19 protein-coding genes are annotated in these 17,282 nt (G+C 61.1%); 4 read left to right on the top strand and 15 right to left on the bottom strand.

Annotation, left to right across the window (positions count from 1 at the left end; all coding sequences use genetic code 11):
* Positions 1–154 precede the first annotated feature (154 nt).
* Complete coding sequence (locus tag HMPREF2760_RS06650; protein ID WP_070520126.1) at positions 155–544, top strand: VOC family protein; 390 nt, start codon at positions 155–157, stop codon at positions 542–544.
* On the opposite strand, the gene HMPREF2760_RS12740 is transcribed toward HMPREF2760_RS06650, so the two are convergent.
* Positions 534–719: a hypothetical protein gene (locus HMPREF2760_RS12740; RefSeq protein WP_141752575.1), complete on the bottom strand. Its 186-nt coding sequence runs from the start codon at positions 717–719 to the stop codon at positions 534–536. The genes HMPREF2760_RS06650 and HMPREF2760_RS12740 overlap by 11 nt on opposite strands.
* Positions 720–836: 117 nt before the next feature.
* On the opposite strand from HMPREF2760_RS12740, the gene HMPREF2760_RS12545 reads away from it, so the two are divergent.
* Complete coding sequence (locus HMPREF2760_RS12545; RefSeq protein ID WP_230310862.1) at positions 837–974, top strand: AMIN-like domain-containing (lipo)protein; 138 nt, start codon at positions 837–839, stop codon at positions 972–974.
* Between the two features lie 117 nt (positions 975–1,091).
* Here the strand turns inward: HMPREF2760_RS12545 and HMPREF2760_RS06645 are convergent, their stop codons facing one another.
* From HMPREF2760_RS06645 to HMPREF2760_RS06630, 4 genes are all read right to left on the bottom strand, one after another.
* Positions 1,092–3,362 carry a polyribonucleotide nucleotidyltransferase gene (locus HMPREF2760_RS06645; protein ID WP_070520124.1) on the bottom strand — a complete coding sequence of 757 codons (2,271 nt, stop codon included), beginning with the start codon at positions 3,360–3,362 and terminating at the stop codon, positions 1,092–1,094.
* Between the two features lie 141 nt (positions 3,363–3,503).
* Positions 3,504–3,773, bottom strand: coding sequence for a 30S ribosomal protein S15 (gene rpsO, locus HMPREF2760_RS06640; RefSeq protein ID WP_010190317.1), 270 nt, complete (start codon positions 3,771–3,773; stop codon positions 3,504–3,506).
* An 80-nt stretch (positions 3,774–3,853) separates the two neighbouring features.
* Positions 3,854–4,771 (bottom strand): nucleoside hydrolase, encoded by a 918-nt coding sequence (locus HMPREF2760_RS06635; RefSeq protein ID WP_070596919.1) that lies wholly within the window; start codon positions 4,769–4,771, stop codon positions 3,854–3,856.
* Positions 4,772–5,752, bottom strand: a complete 981-nt coding sequence (locus HMPREF2760_RS06630; protein WP_070596918.1) for a bifunctional riboflavin kinase/FAD synthetase — start codon at positions 5,750–5,752, stop codon at positions 4,772–4,774.
* A gap of 37 nt (positions 5,753–5,789) precedes the next feature.
* On the opposite strand from HMPREF2760_RS06630, the gene truB reads away from it, so the two are divergent.
* On the top strand, positions 5,790–6,683 hold the full coding sequence (gene truB, locus HMPREF2760_RS06625; RefSeq protein ID WP_070596917.1) for a tRNA pseudouridine(55) synthase TruB: 894 nt from the start codon (positions 5,790–5,792) through the stop codon (positions 6,681–6,683).
* Here the strand turns inward: truB and HMPREF2760_RS06620 are convergent.
* The 9 genes from HMPREF2760_RS06620 to rimP all read right to left on the bottom strand — a co-directional run bounded on the left by HMPREF2760_RS06620 (position 6,680) and on the right by rimP (position 15,956).
* The gene (locus HMPREF2760_RS06620; protein ID WP_070596916.1) at positions 6,680–7,354 is read right to left on the bottom strand and encodes a 4'-phosphopantetheinyl transferase family protein; all 675 of its coding nucleotides are present in this window, start codon (positions 7,352–7,354) and stop codon (positions 6,680–6,682) included. The two genes, truB and HMPREF2760_RS06620, sit on opposite strands and share 4 nt — an antisense overlap.
* Entirely contained in the window at positions 7,347–8,168 is an 822-nt protein-coding gene (locus tag HMPREF2760_RS06615) for a metallophosphoesterase family protein (RefSeq protein ID WP_070520114.1), read from the bottom strand. Before HMPREF2760_RS06615 ends, HMPREF2760_RS06620 begins: the two co-directional genes overlap by 8 nt.
* 44 nt (positions 8,169–8,212) lie before the next feature.
* Complete coding sequence (locus tag HMPREF2760_RS06610; RefSeq protein WP_070596915.1) at positions 8,213–9,511, bottom strand: MATE family efflux transporter; 1,299 nt, start codon at positions 9,509–9,511, stop codon at positions 8,213–8,215.
* Positions 9,512–10,474: a DHH family phosphoesterase gene (locus HMPREF2760_RS06605; RefSeq protein ID WP_070520110.1), complete on the bottom strand. Its 963-nt coding sequence runs from the start codon at positions 10,472–10,474 to the stop codon at positions 9,512–9,514. It abuts the gene before it with no gap.
* Entirely contained in the window at positions 10,475–10,918 is a 444-nt protein-coding gene (gene rbfA / locus HMPREF2760_RS06600; protein WP_070520108.1) for a 30S ribosome-binding factor RbfA, read from the bottom strand.
* Positions 10,919–11,068: 150 nt separating this feature from the next.
* A complete protein-coding gene (gene infB / locus HMPREF2760_RS06595; RefSeq protein ID WP_070596914.1) occupies positions 11,069–13,804 on the bottom strand; it encodes a translation initiation factor IF-2 in 2,736 nt (911 codons plus the stop codon).
* Positions 13,805–13,913: 109 nt separating this feature from the next.
* Positions 13,914–14,249, bottom strand: a complete 336-nt coding sequence (locus tag HMPREF2760_RS12540; RefSeq protein ID WP_083304493.1) for a YlxR family protein — start codon at positions 14,247–14,249, stop codon at positions 13,914–13,916.
* Between the two features lie 120 nt (positions 14,250–14,369).
* Positions 14,370–15,386 carry a transcription termination factor NusA gene (nusA, locus tag HMPREF2760_RS06590; protein ID WP_070533127.1) on the bottom strand — a complete coding sequence of 339 codons (1,017 nt, stop codon included), beginning with the start codon at positions 15,384–15,386 and terminating at the stop codon, positions 14,370–14,372.
* A 3-nt stretch (positions 15,387–15,389) separates the two neighbouring features.
* Positions 15,390–15,956 carry a ribosome maturation factor RimP gene (gene rimP / locus HMPREF2760_RS06585; RefSeq protein ID WP_070533129.1) on the bottom strand — a complete coding sequence of 189 codons (567 nt, stop codon included), beginning with the start codon at positions 15,954–15,956 and terminating at the stop codon, positions 15,390–15,392.
* Positions 15,957–15,993: 37 nt separating this feature from the next.
* Between rimP and HMPREF2760_RS06580 the strand changes: the two genes are divergently transcribed.
* Positions 15,994–16,848, top strand: a complete 855-nt coding sequence (locus HMPREF2760_RS06580; RefSeq protein ID WP_070533131.1) for a hypothetical protein — start codon at positions 15,994–15,996, stop codon at positions 16,846–16,848.
* 30 nt (positions 16,849–16,878) lie between these two features.
* Here HMPREF2760_RS06580 and HMPREF2760_RS06575 read toward each other — a convergent pair whose 3' ends face one another.
* Positions 16,879–17,274 (bottom strand): DoxX family protein, encoded by a 396-nt coding sequence (locus HMPREF2760_RS06575; protein ID WP_070596913.1) that lies wholly within the window; start codon positions 17,272–17,274, stop codon positions 16,879–16,881.
* Positions 17,275–17,282 lie beyond the last annotated feature (8 nt).

The raw sequence follows: 17,282 nt of genomic DNA, 5'->3' as shown, positions 1-17,282 counted from the left end.
ACGACACCACTCCAAACAACCGAAAGGACAAGAACCCAAGAACACACCCACCGTCGAAAAGAACGACGACTGTATCACTCAGCCCTAGTCAGGTCTCCCCTGCTGCAGGCAGGGCCGTCGGCGTGGTTTCGTCATGCTCGTTTATATGGGGCGAATGCAGATCTACATTGCTTCAGTACCTGTCGATGACGTTGCTCGCGCGCACGACTTCTATGTCAATACGCTCGGCTTTCGAGTCAAGGTCGATGTGACCCACGGAGACTTTCGATGGCTCACGGTGACCAATGCTGAAGGTCAGGGAAATACGGAGCCCCTCCTCGAGCCAAAGGCCCACCCGGCGTCCAAGGACTACGCAGCAGCGCTCAAGGCCGATGGCATTCCTGCCACCCAGTTCTTGTCCGCAGACGTGGAGAAGGAATATAGGGAGCTCACTGAAAAGGGCGTGGATTTCACTATGGAGCCCACCGACGTCGGCCCCTCTATCATCGCTGTCTTCGATGACACCGTAGGAAACCTCATCCAACTGGTACAGCTTAAGAGATAGCGAAATTGTCGCGCCTAGTTTCTTCCGCTTCCATCGTCGCAATCATCACCGCTGTATGTATCATGCCGCTGGGCGGATGCGCGGATCGCGTCGCGGATACTTTACCGGCGCCGCTGGTCAGCACGATTCCGTCGAGCACAGGCACCGCCGATGCACCGCAGCAGTCCAGTGACACGCAAGCACCTCCTTCCCGGCAGGTAGCCAATGCCGCTGCTTTTAAGGAAGCGCTTTTCTCAACCTGGGAATCGAAGGCACCCCGTGGCCTTCCACTCCCCAGCTTGAAGAAAAATATATGAAGCCGGGAAATACACCTGGTGCCGGCGTGGTGAGCGAAGTCGTATACACCACCTCATTCGAGGCACAAACCCAACTGGTCATTGGCCTGAACAAGAAGACGCCGTATTCGGCGACTTTCCTTGAGCACCCCTAGCGCTTGGTACTCGATTTCCAAGAATAGCGGCCGCAGCAACGCTAAGGGCCCTGCCTCAGCTACTTAAGAGCTGGGTGGCAGGGCCCTCGTCCTAGTAGTTCCTAGGCGATCTGAGGATTAGTCCTCCTCAACCGGAACCAGGGAAATCTTGCCGCGGTTATCAATGTCCGCGATTTCAACCTGGATCTTGTCACCAACGTTGACGACGTCCTCGACCTTTTCGATGCGCTCGTCGCCGCCCAGCTTCGAGATGTGCACCAAGCCATCGCGGCCCGGGGTCAGGGAGACGAAGGCACCAAAGGCCACGGTCTTAACTACGGTGCCAAGGAAACGCTCGCCAACCTTGGGTAGCTGCGGGTTAGCGATGCCATTTACTCGCTCAATGGCTGCCTCAGCGGCTTCGCCGGTAGCGGCAGAGATATACACCGTGCCGTCTTCCTCAATGGAGACATCGGCACCGGTCTCCTCGGTGATGGCGTTGATGGTCTTGCCCTTCGGGCCAATGAGCTCACCAATCTTGTTCACCGGAATGGTCACAGAGGTAATGCGCGGAGCCAGGCCAGACATCTCATCAGGGCCTTCGATGACCTCAGCCATGGTGTCAAGGATGGCGGCACGGGCGTCGCGGGCTTGCTCGAGGGCGTCGGCAAGCACGTGCGAAGGAATGCCGTCCAATTTGGTATCCAGCTGCAGTGCAGTGATGAACTCGGAGGTGCCGGCGACCTTGAAGTCCATATCGCCGAAAGCGTCCTCAGCGCCGAGAATATCGGTGAGCGCCACGAACTTTTCCTTGCCATTGACCTCACCGGAAACAAGGCCCATGGCGATACCTGCCACCGGTGCCTTCAGCGGAACGCCCGCGTTGTAGAGGGACAGGGTGGATGCACAGACGGAACCCATGGAGGTGGAACCGTTGGAGCCGAGGGCCTCAGAAACCTGGCGGATGGCATAAGGGAAATCCTCGCGGGACGGGATAACCGGCAGCAAGGCACGCTCAGCCAGAGCACCGTGGCCGATTTCGCGGCGCTTCGGGGAGCCCACACGGCCGGTCTCACCGGTGGAATACGGCGGGAAGTTGTAGTGGTGCATGTAGCGCTTGGACTCCACTGGGGTCAGGGAGTCGATCTGCTGCTCCATCTTCAGCATGTCCAGGGTGGTCACACCCAGAATCTGGGTCTCGCCACGCTCAAAGAGGGAGGAACCATGGGCGCGCGGAACGAGATCGACCTCAACGCCGAGGTCGCGGATATCGGTGACGCCGCGGCCATCGATGCGGAATCCTTCAGTGAGGATCTTGTTGCGGACGATGGCCTTCATCACGGCATTGAATGCGTTGCGAATCTGCTTGGAGGCATCGGCCTCGTCAAGGTCATCAAAGTCCTCGATGAGCTGTGCCTCAACCTGCTCCATGTAGTCATTGGTAGCATCGTCGCGGTCCTGCTTGCCCGGGATGGTAAGCAGCTTCTCCAGCTTCTTGGAGGCAGCCTTTTCGACAGCAGCGTAAACATCATCACCATAGGCCGGGAAGAGCGGGAATTCCTGGGTCTCCTTGGCGGCGCGCTCGGCCAGGCCTGCCTGCGCTTCGCACAGGGTCTTAATGAAAGGCTTGGCAGCCTCAAGGCCCTCAGCCACGGTGGATTCCTGCGGAGCCGGGGCACCTTCCTTGATGCGCTCGGCCACGTTCACGCCGGCACCCGCCTCCACCATCATGATGGCGACGTCGTCCTTGCGGCCCTTCTTCACGATGCGGCCGGCAACGACCATCTCGAAGAGAGCACGCTCGTGCTGCTCGTTGTTCGGGAAGGCCACCCACTGTCCCTTCGGGTGCTTGTCATCGGCAATCAGCGCCATGCGCACGCCACCCACCGGGCCAGAAACCGGCAGACCGGAGAGCTGAGTGGAGGCAGAAGCACCGTTGATGGCAACGACGTCGTAGTACTCCTCCGGGTCCATGGAGAGGACCGTGACAACGACCTGAACCTCGTTGCGCAAACCCTTCACGAAGGTCGGACGCAGCGGGCGGTCGATGAGGCGGCAGGCCAGGATAGCTTCGGTGGAAGGACGGCCCTCGCGGCGGAAGAAGGAGCCCGGGATCTTACCCGCGGCGTACATGCGCTCTTCCACATCCACGGTCAGCGGGAAGAAGTCGAAGCCCTCACGCGGCTGGTTGGAAGCGGTGGTCGTGGACAGCAGCATGGTGTCCTCGTCCAGGTAGGTGGTCACGGAGCCACCAGCCTGTCGGGCAAGCTGGCCCGTCTCAAAACGGATAGTACGGGTGCCGAAATCGCCGTTATCCAGGGTGGCGATGGCCTCGGTAATGCCGTAGTCCTCGTCGATTGCGAACTCGACGGAGTTGTTCGTTTGATTCTTAGCGTTCTTAGCGCTCATGTATGAAACTCTCCTTGGAGCTGTCATGGCGATCTTCGGTGCCGCCTCTTCTTCGATGTTTTCTGACAACGCCCAAGGATTTTAGCAGAAGGGACAAGAAAACCCCCGCACACTTGGTGCGGGGGCTAAAAAGTCGAGCGCTTAGCGGCGCAGACCCAGGCGAGAAATCAGGTCGCGGTAACGGTCAACGTCGTTAGCGGCCAGGTACTTCAGCAGGCCACGACGGCGACCAACCATGAGCAGCAGACCACGACGGGAGTGGTGATCGTGCTTGTGGTCCTTGAGGTGCTCGGTGAGGTTGTTGATGCGGGAAGTCAGCAGCGCAACCTGTGCCTCCGGGGAACCGGTGTCGGTCTCGTGCAGGCCGTACTCCTTGAGGATTTCAGCCTTCTTCTCGGTGCTCAAAGCCATGGAAAAATCTCCTATTGTATTTCAGTCCACATGAAATGTTGCGCCTGAAAGGCGCTGCCCGTGACTACTGCGGACCGCAGTCAGCAAGCCGAAGTAGAAGTATAGAGGCTGCCCAGCTTCGACATCAAATCCTCGACGAAGCGCGCGTCGTCGACAGCAACGGCCACGCGGGTGGTGGGATTCTCGAGGCGCTCAGGGTCACCGATGGTGCGCCCGTTCTCCCCACACCGCAGATTGAGGTCGAGGCATGTAACCAGCGAAGGATCCGCTGCCACTGCCACCGCCAAGGGATCGTGGAGCCCACAACCGCCGAGATGCGGAGACGTCGTTTTATAGGCGCGGATGTAGTAGTCCACGATGTCCGCGTAGATCCGGCCCGTCCGCGTGCCTCGCCACTGCTTCGTATGCTCCCTGGTGAGCAACGTGCGCAACGTGACATCGAGCCCCACCATCGTGAGGTTCTGTGCATGGTGGAAGACATAGTCCGTGGCTTGGGGATCTTGGAAGACGTTGGCCTCGGCATAAGGAGTGACGTTTCCGGGTACGGTCAACGCGCCGCCCATCATCACGATGCGGGCGTTGCGGGCAAAGTCCGGGTCCTCGCGCATGGCGGCCGCAATGCTTGTCGACGGCCCCGTCGGCACTATAACCAGGTCCTCGCCATGCTCGCGGACCGAACGGACAAGAAAGCCCACCGCATCCTCGTATGCCTTGCGGCGCGGCGGTGGCAAGAGAACCTCGCCGAGTCCGTTGCGCCCATGGATAAACGCCGAAATGGGAGCCACGTTAAAGCCTGGCCGGGTCGGGCCGGAAAAGACGGGGACGTCCGAGGCGTCGAGAAGCTCGAGCAACGCCAGCGAGTTGCGCACTCCCAAGGCCACCGGCACGTTGCCATAGGTGCCGGTGACCCCGATCAGCTCGAGGTCAGGGTGCGCAACGGCATAGGCGAGCGCGAGGGCGTCGTCGATTCCTGTGTCGAGGTCGAGGATGATCTTCATTTAGGCCTCACGGGCAAGAATCTCACGAACTCGGGCGACGTCGCGCTCCATAGCAGCTAGGAGCTCCCCAACGGAGTTGAATTTCTCCATGTCGCGCACGTGATCGACAAAATGCACGGTGGCCTCGTGGCCGTAGAGGTCGGCGTCGCGGTCCAGCACGAAGGACTCCACAGAGCGCTCTTCGTCGCCGAAGGTGGGGTTCGTGCCCACCGAAATGGCCGCTGGATAAGGAACGCCGGCCTCCATGTCTCCTTCCAAAGGGGCGCCGGTGGGTTCGACCACGAACCAGCCCGCGTAGACGCCATCGGCTGGGATGGCAACGGATTCCGGGAAGTACTGGTTGGCGGTCGGGAAACCAAGTTCCTTTCCGCCGCGTCCTGCACCGCGCACGACGGGCCCAGTCACCGTGAAATGACGGCCCAGCGCCCAATTCGCGCGTGCAATATCGCCCTTGGCAAGAGCGGCGCGGATGTTGGTGGAGCAGATGCGCTCGCCGTCGTCGTCAAGCAAGGGCACGATGTCAACGCCGAAGCCGAACTCGGCTCCGAACTCCGCCAGCGCCGCCGCCGTACCAGCCGCGCCCGCGCCAAAGGTGAAGTTCTCCCCCACCACGACGTGTTCCGCATGCAAGCGCCCCACAAGGAGGTCTGTCACGTATTCGCGCGGCTCGACGCCCCGGAGCTCCTCCGTGAAATCGATGACGAGCACGGCCTCGATGCCCATTTCTTCCGCCAGTTGCATGCGGCGCTCAAATGTAATGACGGACAACGGCGCGCGCTCCGGAAGGAACACCGAAACTGGGTGCGGATCGAAGGTCACCATGACCGCACTATGACCGTGTTCGCGCGCGTGCTCGACGGCCTTCGTCACGAGCTGCTGGTGGCCGCGGTGCAGGCCGTCGAAGACGCCAATTGTCACCGACGTCGGACCGAGGTCAGCGGGGATGCTATCGATTCCGTACCAAATATCCACGGGCACCATGCTATCCCACAGCAGACGGTGCCCTAGACTGCAGGGCATGACTGATCCGCTCGAACGTTCTGGCCTCGTGGTCGTCGACAAGCCCGCCGGCATGACCTCGCACGATGTCGTGGGAAAACTGCGGCGCTTCTTCCACACCCGCAAGGTGGGGCACGCAGGCACGCTAGATCCCATGGCCACGGGGGTGCTCGTCGTTGGCATTGAGCGCGGCACGAAATTCCTCGCCCACATGGTGGCCTCCACCAAGGCCTACGAGGCCACGATTCGCCTCGGCATGGCGACCCACACCGACGACGCGGAGGGGGAAAGCACGTGGGGCGAACCGGCAACCGCTGTGGAAGATTCAGCCATTGCGCAGGAAGTTGCTGCCTTGACCGGCGATATTATGCAGCGTCCGGCAGCGGTGTCCGCGATCAAAATCGATGGCAAGCGTGCCCACGAACGGGTGCGGGCGGGCGAAGAGGTTGAGATTCCAGCTCGCCCGGTCACGGTCAGCCGCTTCGATATCCTCGATACGCGGCGCACCGGATCGTTCATTGATCTGGACGTGTCGGTGGCCTGTTCTTCGGGCACCTACATCCGCTCGCTGGCTCGGGATTTGGGGGAAGCGCTCGGCGTCGGCGGGCATCTCACCGCGCTGCGCCGCACGGAGGTAGGGCCTTTTACGCTTGACGACGCCCTCCCCCTCGACACCCTCGAGACCTCCCCGAAGCTGTCCTTGAGCCTCGACCAGGCGCTCGCTCGTAGCTATCCGGTCTTGGAGGTCACCGATGACGAGGCTCAGGCCTTGGCCATGGGTAAGTGGCTGGAGCCGCGTGGGTTGAAAGGCACCTACGCGGCCGTCGACCCCCAGGGCCGATCCGTCGCCCTAATCAAAGAAATGGGCAAGCGCCTGGCCACAGTTTTTGTCGCTCGCCCCTCCACTCTTTAGTTCTCAAAGTTGAGCGCCGGGACGGCGGCAGAGACGATGACATAGCCGTCCCGAATAATCCAGTGGCCGGTAATGAACGGCACCGGGGTTGGTCGCGCTAGGAGGTAGGAGACTAAAGTTCCGTCGAGGCGCAAGTCAATTTCGGCCTGATCGAAATCGAGCCACCGCCGCGTCATGGGGAACCACGTCTTGTAGGTGGCTTCCTTCGCACAAAACAACAGGCGGTCCGGGCAGGAGATGCCCGCCGCGCGGAGGCAGGACAACTGCGGCATCTCCCCTGGCCGGGCGATCATCGTCAACACGTGTTCCGGCAAGGGCTCCGCTGGCTCGGCGTCGAGTCCCATCGAGCGCACGTGTGTGGTGGGCGCTGCCACCGCTGCGCGCAACCCCTCGGTGTGCGTCATCGATCCCGTGTAGCCTTCCGGCCACAGCGGCATGCCCCGCTCACCGCGCAGAATAGGTTCCTCGCCGGTGTAATTAAGCTCCTTCAGCGCGCGGTGAGCGCACCAGCGGGCATCCCCAAATTCCGACTTGCGGACGTCCACGGCCTGCGAGACCACAGCGCGCTCCTCAGGGGATAGGTGATGGAAATTGAGGAGATTAGTCATCGACTCATCCGTGCGCACGTAGCAGTAGCGCGCAGACTCTGGGAAGAGGGAAGGCTCAAGCATGCTCGGCCCTCCCCGTCGTCTCATCGATGGTGAGCACCGGATACGGCCACTGCTGGAGGCCACCGTGTGCCTGCCATTCACGCGGATACCCTAGCGAAACCTCGATGTGGTCCACACCGTCGATATTGGCTCGGTTTGGCATGTGAAGATGCCCATAGACCACGGCTTTGGCGTTGTAGCGCCGCGGCCACGAACGCGTGTGGCGGGTACCGCACCACAAGGCCACTTCGGGCCAGCGCAAGTAGAGGGTCGGCTCCTGGACCAATGGCCAGTGATTGATGAGGACGGTCTCCCCTTCCACCCGGGACAGGCGCTTAATTGAATAGGCCAGCCGGTCCCAGCACCAAGCACGCACATCGACGAAGGGGGCAATGGCGAATTCATCGGTCATGACGATTTGCTTTTGCTTTGCGCTCGCAAGCTCTTGTTCGACCGTGGTCCCCGGCGGGCGAAAGCTGTAATCGTACAGCGTAAACAGCGGGACGACGGTCACCCCTCCGAAGACCGGATAAGGATCCTCTGGGGTAATCACGCCGATCTCACGGCAGCCTTCAACAAGCCGGTCGTATTTTGCGCGCCCCTTAAATGCGTCCTGTCCCCGAGAAAACAGCTCATGGTTGCCGGGCACCCAAATGACGGTGGCATAGCGGTTCTTCAGCCGCGCCAAGGTGTTGATCACTAGGTCAATGCGCTCGGCGACGTCCCCTGCGACGATCAACCAGTCATGGGGATTCGGCGGTACGAGTTCATCGATGCGCTCACCGTTGACTCGCACCGCCGCGTGGAGATCGGAGACGGCCCACAGAGTGGTCATAATGCCTCCTTCACACGAACATTCCCTCTACTTCTACCACAGGCTTAGACCCGCGCCCACCGCATCGAGCGAAAGCGCCAGACGACGCCTACCATGCGGATGAAGATGAACGCGGCGATCCCGCCCCATACTCCGCTAAGCCCGGTGCCAAGAGCAAAAGCCAACCAGACGCCGGGAAGGAAGCCTAGAAGTACCGCCGCCAAGGTCAGCGTGCGAAGAAAAGCTGCATCCCCAGCGCCGAGGAGAACGCCGTCCAAGGCGAAGACCACCCCGCCGATGATGACGAGGAAAGTCATAACCCACCAAGGTCCGGAGATCACCTCGAGGACTTCCGGGCTCGTGGTGAAGATCCGCGGGATGATCCCGGAACCAAGCGCAAGAATCACAGCAAGTCCAAGGGAGAAGGACGTCGAATAGAGCGTCACCTTAGTACCCACCGTGCGGGCGTAGCGCGCTGAGCCTGCACCCAGTGCCGCGCCGGTCAAGGCCTGGGCGGCAATTGCCAGTGAATCCAGCACAAGGGACAAGAAGTTCCACAACTGCATCAAGATTTGATGCGCGGCCAGTTGTGCGGTTCCGATGCGCGAAGCCACAGCTGCTGCGGATAAAAAGGCCACTTGGAAACTCAACGAGCGCACAATGAGATCGCGCCCCAGCACGAGCTGCCGGCGTACGACGCGCCAGCGGACTTCCCACGAGCCGGTATGCTCGCGGCGCAGTTCCCTGAGGAAGAATGCCGCGATGATTCCCATCCCCAACACCGTGGCTAAGGCTGACCCCTGCAGCCCCCACAAGTGCACGAAAATAGGCACTGCACTAGCGCCAGGAATCATACCGGCAAGTGTGAAATACAAGGGCTTGCGGGTGTCTTGTACGCCTCGCATCCAACCGTTACCAGCCATCGTGATGAGGGTAAAGGGAATCGCGATGGCGGCGATGCGCAGCCACTGTGCGGTCCCCTTCGCTGTTTCGGGGTTGCCGGTCAACCAGGAGGCAAAGACCCCGGCGAAGAGCCACATAAGGACCGCTAGGACCAGGCCGACGCCGACCGCAACCCACGTGGCCTGAACGCCTTCGGCTACAGCTTCCTCACGTTTGCCTGCACCGAACAAACGCGAAGCACGCGCGGTTGTGCCATAGGACAAGAAGGTCAGCTGGGTAGTGACCACCGAATGGATCGTGGCCGCAGCCCCCAGCGAGGCCAGATCCTGCGCGCCCAACCGTCCCACTACCGCGGTGTCCAGAAGCAAATACAGCGGCATGGCCGCTAAGACACCCAAAGCGGGCACGGCAAGGCGGAAGACTTCCGCCGCAGAAACCTTGACGGGTTGCTCGGAAGCCATTTAAGACAACACACCTACCAGCTGCGCAATAACCTCCTCAGGCGTGCCGTGCGCGGTATAGCCGGCGGCTGGAATATGGCCTCCTCCGCCAAAGGTGAGGGCCACCTCGGCACAGTTCACTGCTGAGGAGCGCAGAGACACCGCCCACACTTCAGGGGCCTGTTCCTTGAACACAACCCCGATGTCTGTGCCTTTCAGGGCGCGGACATAGTCGACGAAGGACTCGATCGCGGAATCTGCGTGCGTACTGACTTCCTCATGCGGCACGAAGAGGACAGCGAGGCGGTGCTCTCCTGCTGCTTCGATCCTGAGGCCCGAGAGGACGCGACCGATCATCTGCAGGTCATCGGCGGTGCTGGCGTCCATAAGCTCCAACGCGATCTGCTTGGTATCAAGCCCATAGAGCATCAGGCGCGCGGCAATATCGTGCATCGCTGGGCGGCCCCACCGGAAGTTACCTGTGTCGGTCACTAGCCCGGCGTACAGACAGTGCGCGATGACGCGATCAATCTGAATGGACAGCCTATCTAAGATATCGAGCAACACCACCGTGGTGGACTCACATACCGGATCCACAACATTGATCGCACCAAAGCCATCGTTAGAAGCGTGGTGATCGATGCACAGGACGCGCCCAACGGCCGCCATCTCCTCAATGCCCCGTGCTACCGACCCAGTCCGGTCGATCGATCCGCAGTCCACAGTGACATAAAGGTCATAGCCCTGCGGGAGCTCATCCACCAACTCGATTTCATCCACGGTGGGAATGGAAAACAGGTTGGCGGAAATGTCTCGGCGCTGGCCAATCACGGTGCGGGTCTGCTTACCGCGCTGACGAAGCGCCAAGGTGAGGGCGGCCGCAGAGCCAACGGCGTCGGCGTCAGGGCGCAAGTGGGTAATGATGCAAATGCTGCTGGCCTGGACCAGCGCATCAACTGCGGCTTCGTAGTTGGTTCGTGACACTTAGTCTTCTTCCTCATCCGAGGTCTTATACGGGTTCGCATCCCCAGCCGGCTTCGCGCCTTCCTTCAGCTTGGCCAGTTCTGCATCGCGTGCACGTGCGCGTGCAAGCACATCCTCCATGTGAGCGGAGGCTTCAGGGACGGTATCGAGCTCAAAAGACAACGTCGGGGTAAAGCGAACGGACAGCTCATCACCCACGATCTTGCGCAATTGGCCCTTGGCCCTTGTGAGAGCTTCGGCCGCCTGGTCAAAATTCGGCTCGGAATCAATATCCGTTCCGCGCACCGTGTAATACACGGTGGCATCATGCAGGTCACCCGTAACGCGGGCATCTGTGATGGTAACCAGTTCAAGGCGGCGATCCTTAATCTGGCGTTCAATCGCACTCGCAACGATTGTCTGAATGCGCTTAGCCATGCGTGCGGCGCGTGCGTGATCAACCATGGTGAAGCTCCTTTGCGTACGGTTACTGGCAACTAGTCTAGGATACCGATTCGCCGCCGTTCGGCCGAAACGACTAAAGCCCAGCCAGAATATTTACTGGCTGGGCTTTAGTATCTGAGCTCTGTTACTGAGTGAAGAACTCAGGTGCGGCTAGTCGCGCGGGACCTCGACTTCTTCGAAGGCCTGAATGATATCGCCTACCTGGATATCCGGGTAGGACAGAACCATACCGCACTCATAGCCGGCATTAATCTCGTTGGCGTCATCCTTCTCGTGGCGCAGGGACTCGATCTTGGCATCGGAGGTAATGACGTTTCCGTCGCGCACGAGGCGCACCTTGCCGTTGCGCTTGACCTTGCCCTCGGTAACCATACAACCGGCAATGGTGCCGACCGCGGAGGACTTGAACAGCGCGCGGATCTCCGCTGCACCGGTGTCGCGCTCCTCGTAGATGGGCTTGAGCATGCCCTTCAGCGCTGCCTCGACCTCTTCGATAGCACGGTAAATCACCGTGTAGTAGCGGATATCAACGCCCTCAGCGTTAGCTTCCTCAGTTGCCTTACCCTCAGCGCGGACGTTGAAGGCGATGATGACGGCGTCGGAGGCAGCAGCCAAGGTGACGTTAGTCTGCGTCACCGCACCAACACCACGGTCGATGATGTTGAGCTGTACCTCGTCGTCGACCTCGATATCCAAGAGGGCGTCTTCCAGTGCCTCGACGGAACCGGCGTTGTCGCCCTTAAGGATGAGGTTGAGCGTCGAGGTTTCCTTGAGCACTGCATCCAGATCCTCGAGGGAGACGCGCTTGCGCGCCTTCGCCTGCAGAGCGGAACGCTTGCGGGCATCGCGCTGTGCTGCAATCTGGCGAGCCACGCGGTCGTCCTCAACAACCAAGAGGTTATCGCCGGCACCTGGTACGCCATTGAGACCCTGCACCTGGACCGGGCGGGACGGACCGGCTTCTTCCACATCGTTACCGAATTCATCGAGCATACGACGCACGCGGCCATGGGCATCGCCGACCACGATGGAATCACCGATGCGCAGCGTACCGCGCTGGATGATGACCGTAGCCACCGGGCCTCGACCGCGGTCGAGGTGAGCCTCGATGGCAGAGCCCTGCGCGTCCATGTCCGGGTTAGCGGTGAGCTCTAGGGAAGCGTCCGCGGTCAGGATGACAGCCTCGAGCAGGTCGTCGATGTTGATGTTGTTCTTCGCAGAAATATCCACGAACATCGTGTCGCCGCCGTACTCCTCCGGAACAAGTCCGTACTCAGTGAGCTGACCACGAATCTTGTCCGGGGAAGCTTCCGGCTTATCAATCTTGTTAACCGCGACGACCACAGGGATATCCGCTGCCTTCGCGTGGTTGATTGCCTCGATGGTCTGCGGCATCACGCCGTCATCAGCAGCAACCACCAGGATGGCCAAGTCGGTGGACTTAGCACCGCGGGCACGCATGGCGGTAAACGCCTCGTGACCCGGGGTATCCAAGAAGGTGATGGTTCGCGGACCGTCTTCAACGTCCACCGTGGTTTGGTAAGCACCGATGCCCTGCGTAATGCCGCCGGCCTCGCCCGCACCTTCGTTGGTCTTACGGATGGTATCCAGAAGGCGGGTCTTACCGTGGTCAACGTGACCCATCACGGTCACGACTGGCGGGCGCTTCTCAAGGGCTTCTTCGCCGCCCTCGTCCTCACCAAATTGCAGGTCGAAGGACTCGAGCAGCTCGCGGTCCTCATCCTCAGGGGAGACAACCTGGACCTCGTAATTGATCTCCGAGCCCAAGAGCTGCAGGGTGTCCTCAGATACGGAGGCCGTAGCGGTCACCATCTCACCGAGGTTAAAGAGCGCCTGCACCAATGCTGCGGGATCCGCACCAATCTTCTCAGCGAAGTCAGCCAGGGAAGCACCGCGGCGAAGGCGAACAACCTTACCGCCGCCATCAGGCAAGCGTACGCCGCCTACCTCATGCTTCTGCTGCTCTTCAAACTCATGGCGCTTCTGACGCTTCGACTTCTTGCCGCGACGCGGTGCGCCACCGGGACGTCCGAATGCACCAGCGGTGCCACCGCGGCGTCCGCCGCGTCCACCACGGAAACCTCCGTGGCCTGGACCGCCGTGGCCTGGGCCACCACCGCGGCCGCCACGACCGCGACCGCCACCGCCGCTACCTGCGGCCTTCGACGGCATGCTGGCCGGATTCGGATGCGAAGGCATCATCGCTGGCGAAGGACGACGTCCACCACGGTTGCCATCGCCCTGCGGGCGGGCGCCGCCCTTACCGCCGCGGTTATCTCCTGGCTTGCCGCCAGAGCGCTGACCCTTGCTTCCGCCCGGGCGCGGCCCTGGGCTGGGTCGATCGCTGGAGCTACCCGTGGAGAACGGGTTATTGGCCACGCGGCGGGTACCGCCAGGCTTCGGCATAGAACGCGGGGTAACTGCGCGTTCGCCGCCCTTGCGCTGTGCTCCGGGCTTTGGAGCGCCGCCCGGCTTCGGGGCACTGCCCGGCTTGGGAGCGGCACCCGGCTTGGGGGCGCCGCTCTGCGTCGGAGCAGCACCTGGCTTCGGGGCACCACCTGGCTTGGGGCCAGGTTTTGGTGTGGCTGCTGGCTTCTTTTCTGCCGGCTTCTTCTCTGCAGTCTTCTTGGCAGCAGATTTCTTGGCAGCGGAAGCAGGGGTGGCTGCAGACGTGTTCTTGTCTGCGGGCTTGTCGTTGCCACCCTTTGCTTCATAGTGTGCGCGCATCTTCTTGATCACCGGCGGTTCGATGGTCGAGGATGCGGTCTTGACGAACTCGCCTTGTTCCTTCAGCGTGGCGAGCAGTTCCTTGCTGGTTACACCGAGCTGCTTTGCCAACTCGTGTACGCGTAGCTTTCCGGGCACTTGTCTCCTCTTTAATCTTTCTAGGAGCCAAGGCCGCGGAACACGGCTTGACCCCTAGTTAATGGCTATGGACTTTCATCGCTGATGCTGCTTCATCGTTGTGCGCTCATCAGTGTTCGGTCTTCCTTTTTAACTCTGGGCCGCACGGGCGATTGCCCGCCGACTGCACCTGCTGCTGAGCAGCGAGGTACTCACGTACGTGACCTGTGTCCACGTCTGTGGACAATCGGAGCGCGCGCCTGAAGGCACGGGTTCGCTCCGCCAGCTCTACTGCTTCCAGATCCGGTCTAATCCACGCTCCCCTCCCGGGAAGGCGGCGGCCTGGATCCGGAACAACACGGCGTCCTGAAGGATCGTCCCTATCGGCGACCACCCTGAGTAGTTCCGTGTCGGGATGCTTTTGACGCGTAGCAATACACGTGCGGAGCCGCTGTCCTTGAGACATCCAACTCCTTACGTCGTATCGCCACTATTCCTGCGCCACAGCATTCCTGCATGTGGGCCGTTGTCTACTCTACGCGAAAACGGGCCAAACCTTTAATCCCACCGCAGGCCCGTCGGAAAGCTAATCGCGAGCGGCATCAGAGTGAATATCAATCTTCCATCCAGTCAGGCGCGCCGCGAGGCGGGCATTCTGGCCTTCCTTACCGATTGCGAGCGAGAGCTGGTAATCCGGCACAGTCACCTTGGCCACTTGCGCCTCCGAGTCGAGGATCTCTACGCGCACGACCTTTGACGGAGCAAGAGCGTTGCCCACATAGACGGCAGGATCTTCGTTGAAATCGATGATGTCAATCTTCTCACCACCAAGTTCACGCATCACGTTGCTCACGCGCGAACCCTTCGGGCCGATGCACGCGCCCTTGGCATTGAGCCCCTTAACGTGACCGCGCACGGATACCTTCGAACGGTGGCCAGCCTCGCGGGCGATAGCAATGAGCTCAACCGAGCCATCAGCAACCTCTGGGACCTCCAGCTCGAACAGGCCACGCACCAGCTCAGGGTGAGTGCGCGACAACGTGATCTGCACCTTGGCTCCGGTGCGGTTCACGCCCACGACGTAGGCCTTAACGCGGTCGCCATGCTCGAGCTTCTCCCCCGGCAGCTGCTCGGCGGGCAGCAGGAAAGCATCCTGCGAGTCGTGTTCGGTACCCAGCTGCACCACGACGACGCCGCGCTTGTTCGCGTGAATATCGCGCTGGACGACGCCCGACACAACCGTTCCGGTGAGCTCCGAATAGGAATCGTAGGTTCGTTCCGCCTCATTCTCGCGCAGCTTACGCAGGATGGCATCGCGGACCGCCTGCGCGCCGATGCGCCCAAAGTTGTCGGGAGTGTCGTCGTATTCACTGATGACCTCTCCAGTCTCCGGATCACTCTCGGTCACGACGACGGTGACAGCACCGCTATCGGCGTCGATGTCGACGCGAGACTTCGTACCTTCCGCCTTGGTCTCGGCTGACTCGGCACGGTGATCCAGGTAGGAATACAAAAGGGCACCCGCAATCGCTTCGAGCAGGTCCTTTACCGGGACGCCGCGCTCGCGCTGAATCGTGCGAAGTGCCTCTAGGTCAATATTCACTTGTTAGTCCTCTCGGGTTGCCGAGTTCTGCTCGGCGAAGTCGAACGTCTGCTGTGCCGCCTCCAGCTCCATGGCTGAAGGTTGGGCAAATTCAATTTCTACCACTGCGCGGCTTAGATTTTCCAATCGCTCAACCTGATAGCGCACCTCCTTTTTCACAGTGGTGATGAGCGCCACGGATTCTTCATCCTCGGACAGCGCTCCGATACGGGCGACGCGGGTCGTGCCAGGTTCCTCGGTGAGCGCGTAGCCCACGAGCCTCCCTTGGTTGCGGCGCCAGTGGCGCGGGGCACTCAGCGGAAAGTCCACCCCCGGCGTCGACACCTCCAGGGTGTAACCCGCGCCAAAGTTGAGGGTGCCCGCCTCTTCCTGTGCATCAAAGAGCGCCGAAATCTCCTGCGAGAGCTCCTCAATGAGATCGGAACTTGGGCGTTCGTCACCGTCAACACGGATGATGACCTGAGATTTCTTTCCTGCACGAGTGGTCTTCACGTCCTCGATGTCGAGGCCGCGCGCGGCGGCGACAGGCTGCAGGATTTCGGTTAGTTGCGCGGGTGTTGGGAATGCCATGCGCTCTAGACTAGGACACCCGGGTAGGGTCTATCGCGTGAACCGCCGAGTAGTTGTGCCCACCCTCTTAGTCTGCGCCGCCCCCTGGCTGGGCGGCTGCCAAGCCACCGACGCGATCGTGGATTATTTTGGCCCCCATGCAGACCCTACGTTGACCTCTCTGGCTCACGATGCCAGCGCCGACGCCCACGCACTGCAGAAACTCGATCCCGATGCCGCGTCCCTGCGCGCGCAGCACGCAGACGAGCTTTACTCCGAAATTGAGCGCCTCTGCGGCCGCGACGAGGAAGGACACGTTCCGCGCTCCTGCGAAGTGAATCGTGAGGGTGAAGCACACGAGGCCACCGATGCGGCTGCCGTGCTTGCCGCAGCTTCTTCATCGACTGAGGAGCAGCTTGACGCGGTCTCCCCGGAATCTCGGCCCTTGCTCGTCGCCCAAGCCATCGCAATGGAGGCCCGCTCCACCGATGAACCGGGCGCTGTGCCGGAGCTGACGGAGGGTGACGCTGACCTCGCCACCGAACTCTTGGACTGGGAATACCAGCAGGTGTATGCCTTGGACTTTGCTCGTTCCTATGTCACACCTGACGTCGAAGAGCTGGTTGATGAGCGCCTCGCTCTGCACGAGAGCCGCGTCCTCGCACTCCAAGAAGCAGTAGCCAAAATCGGACCAGTGCCACAGCCCGCAGCGGCCTACACCTCGTCCTCCGGTGAGCTGCCCGTAGACGCCGCCTCAGCGCGCGCGTTCCTTGACGACGTCGCGCATAGTGACACGGTGACATGGGCCTCCGCCGCCTCACAGGAGGCGCCCAACCAAGCGGCACCCAATGCTGAATGGCGAAGCTGGCTTATTTCTGTAGCCGCCCAATCTCACCGCATCAGTGCAGCTTAATTCCTCCCTCGCGGGCTCGATTTTCCTGAGCTACCGACGTTTGGCGTTCTTTTCGGCGTACAGCGACCAGGCATAGCGCATGACCGGAATCTGCAACGGCAGACACACCGCGTGGTAGATCTTCTTGCCGGTTGATGCCTTGCCGCTTTCTAAGTCCCTGTAGGCCTGGTAGAAGTTCGCCGGCCACACGGCGGCGAGCAAAGCTAGGGCTGAAAGGCCGCCTGCAGGCCGCGTCGATGGGTTCGCCAGGAGCGCACCGGTAACCACTTCCCAGGCGCCAGAGGTGAAGTTGTAGAAGCGAGCCGACCCTGGAAGTTGTGGCGGGATGATGGACTCGAAGGGCTTCGGCTTAGCAAAATGCAGCACTCCCATGGCAGAGAGTGCTGCAGCCATTGAATATGCCAGTGCGGGGTGGTGAGAACTCATACCCGCGA

Origin of the sequence: Corynebacterium sp. HMSC065D07, from assembly GCF_001810695.1 — a bacterium.
In the GTDB taxonomy this organism is placed as follows: Bacteria; Actinomycetota; Actinomycetes; order Mycobacteriales; family Mycobacteriaceae; genus Corynebacterium; species Corynebacterium hesseae.
The sequence above is the reverse complement of the archived record's forward strand: the minus strand, read 5'-3'. Positions and strand labels throughout refer to the sequence as shown.

Excerpts from the sequence above, each read along its gene's own strand:
- rimP (WP_070533129.1), bottom strand. The coding sequence starts at position 15,956 with ATGGCATTCCCAACACCCGCGCAACTAACCGAAATCCTGCAGCCTGTC.
- HMPREF2760_RS12540 (WP_083304493.1), bottom strand. The coding sequence starts at position 14,249 with ATGTCTCAAGGACAGCGGCTCCGCACGTGTATTGCTACGCGTCAAAAG.
- HMPREF2760_RS06635 (WP_070596919.1), bottom strand. The coding sequence starts at position 4,771 with ATGAAGATCATCCTCGACCTCGACACAGGAATCGACGACGCCCTCGCG.
- HMPREF2760_RS06610 (WP_070596915.1), bottom strand. The coding sequence starts at position 9,511 with ATGGCTTCCGAGCAACCCGTCAAGGTTTCTGCGGCGGAAGTCTTCCGC.
- truB (WP_070596917.1), top strand. The coding sequence starts at position 5,790 with ATGACTGATCCGCTCGAACGTTCTGGCCTCGTGGTCGTCGACAAGCCC.
- HMPREF2760_RS06630 (WP_070596918.1), bottom strand. The coding sequence starts at position 5,752 with ATGGTGCCCGTGGATATTTGGTACGGAATCGATAGCATCCCCGCTGAC.
- HMPREF2760_RS06645 (WP_070520124.1), bottom strand. The coding sequence starts at position 3,362 with ATGAGCGCTAAGAACGCTAAGAATCAAACGAACAACTCCGTCGAGTTC.
- rbfA (WP_070520108.1), bottom strand. The coding sequence starts at position 10,918 with ATGGTTGATCACGCACGCGCCGCACGCATGGCTAAGCGCATTCAGACA.
- rpsO (WP_010190317.1), bottom strand. The coding sequence starts at position 3,773 with ATGGCTTTGAGCACCGAGAAGAAGGCTGAAATCCTCAAGGAGTACGGC.
- HMPREF2760_RS12545 (WP_230310862.1), top strand. The coding sequence starts at position 837 with ATGAAGCCGGGAAATACACCTGGTGCCGGCGTGGTGAGCGAAGTCGTA.
- HMPREF2760_RS06650 (WP_070520126.1), top strand. The coding sequence starts at position 155 with ATGCAGATCTACATTGCTTCAGTACCTGTCGATGACGTTGCTCGCGCG.
- HMPREF2760_RS06575 (WP_070596913.1), bottom strand. The coding sequence starts at position 17,274 with ATGAGTTCTCACCACCCCGCACTGGCATATTCAATGGCTGCAGCACTC.
- HMPREF2760_RS06620 (WP_070596916.1), bottom strand. The coding sequence starts at position 7,354 with ATGCTTGAGCCTTCCCTCTTCCCAGAGTCTGCGCGCTACTGCTACGTG.
- HMPREF2760_RS06615 (WP_070520114.1), bottom strand. The coding sequence starts at position 8,168 with ATGACCACTCTGTGGGCCGTCTCCGATCTCCACGCGGCGGTGCGAGTC.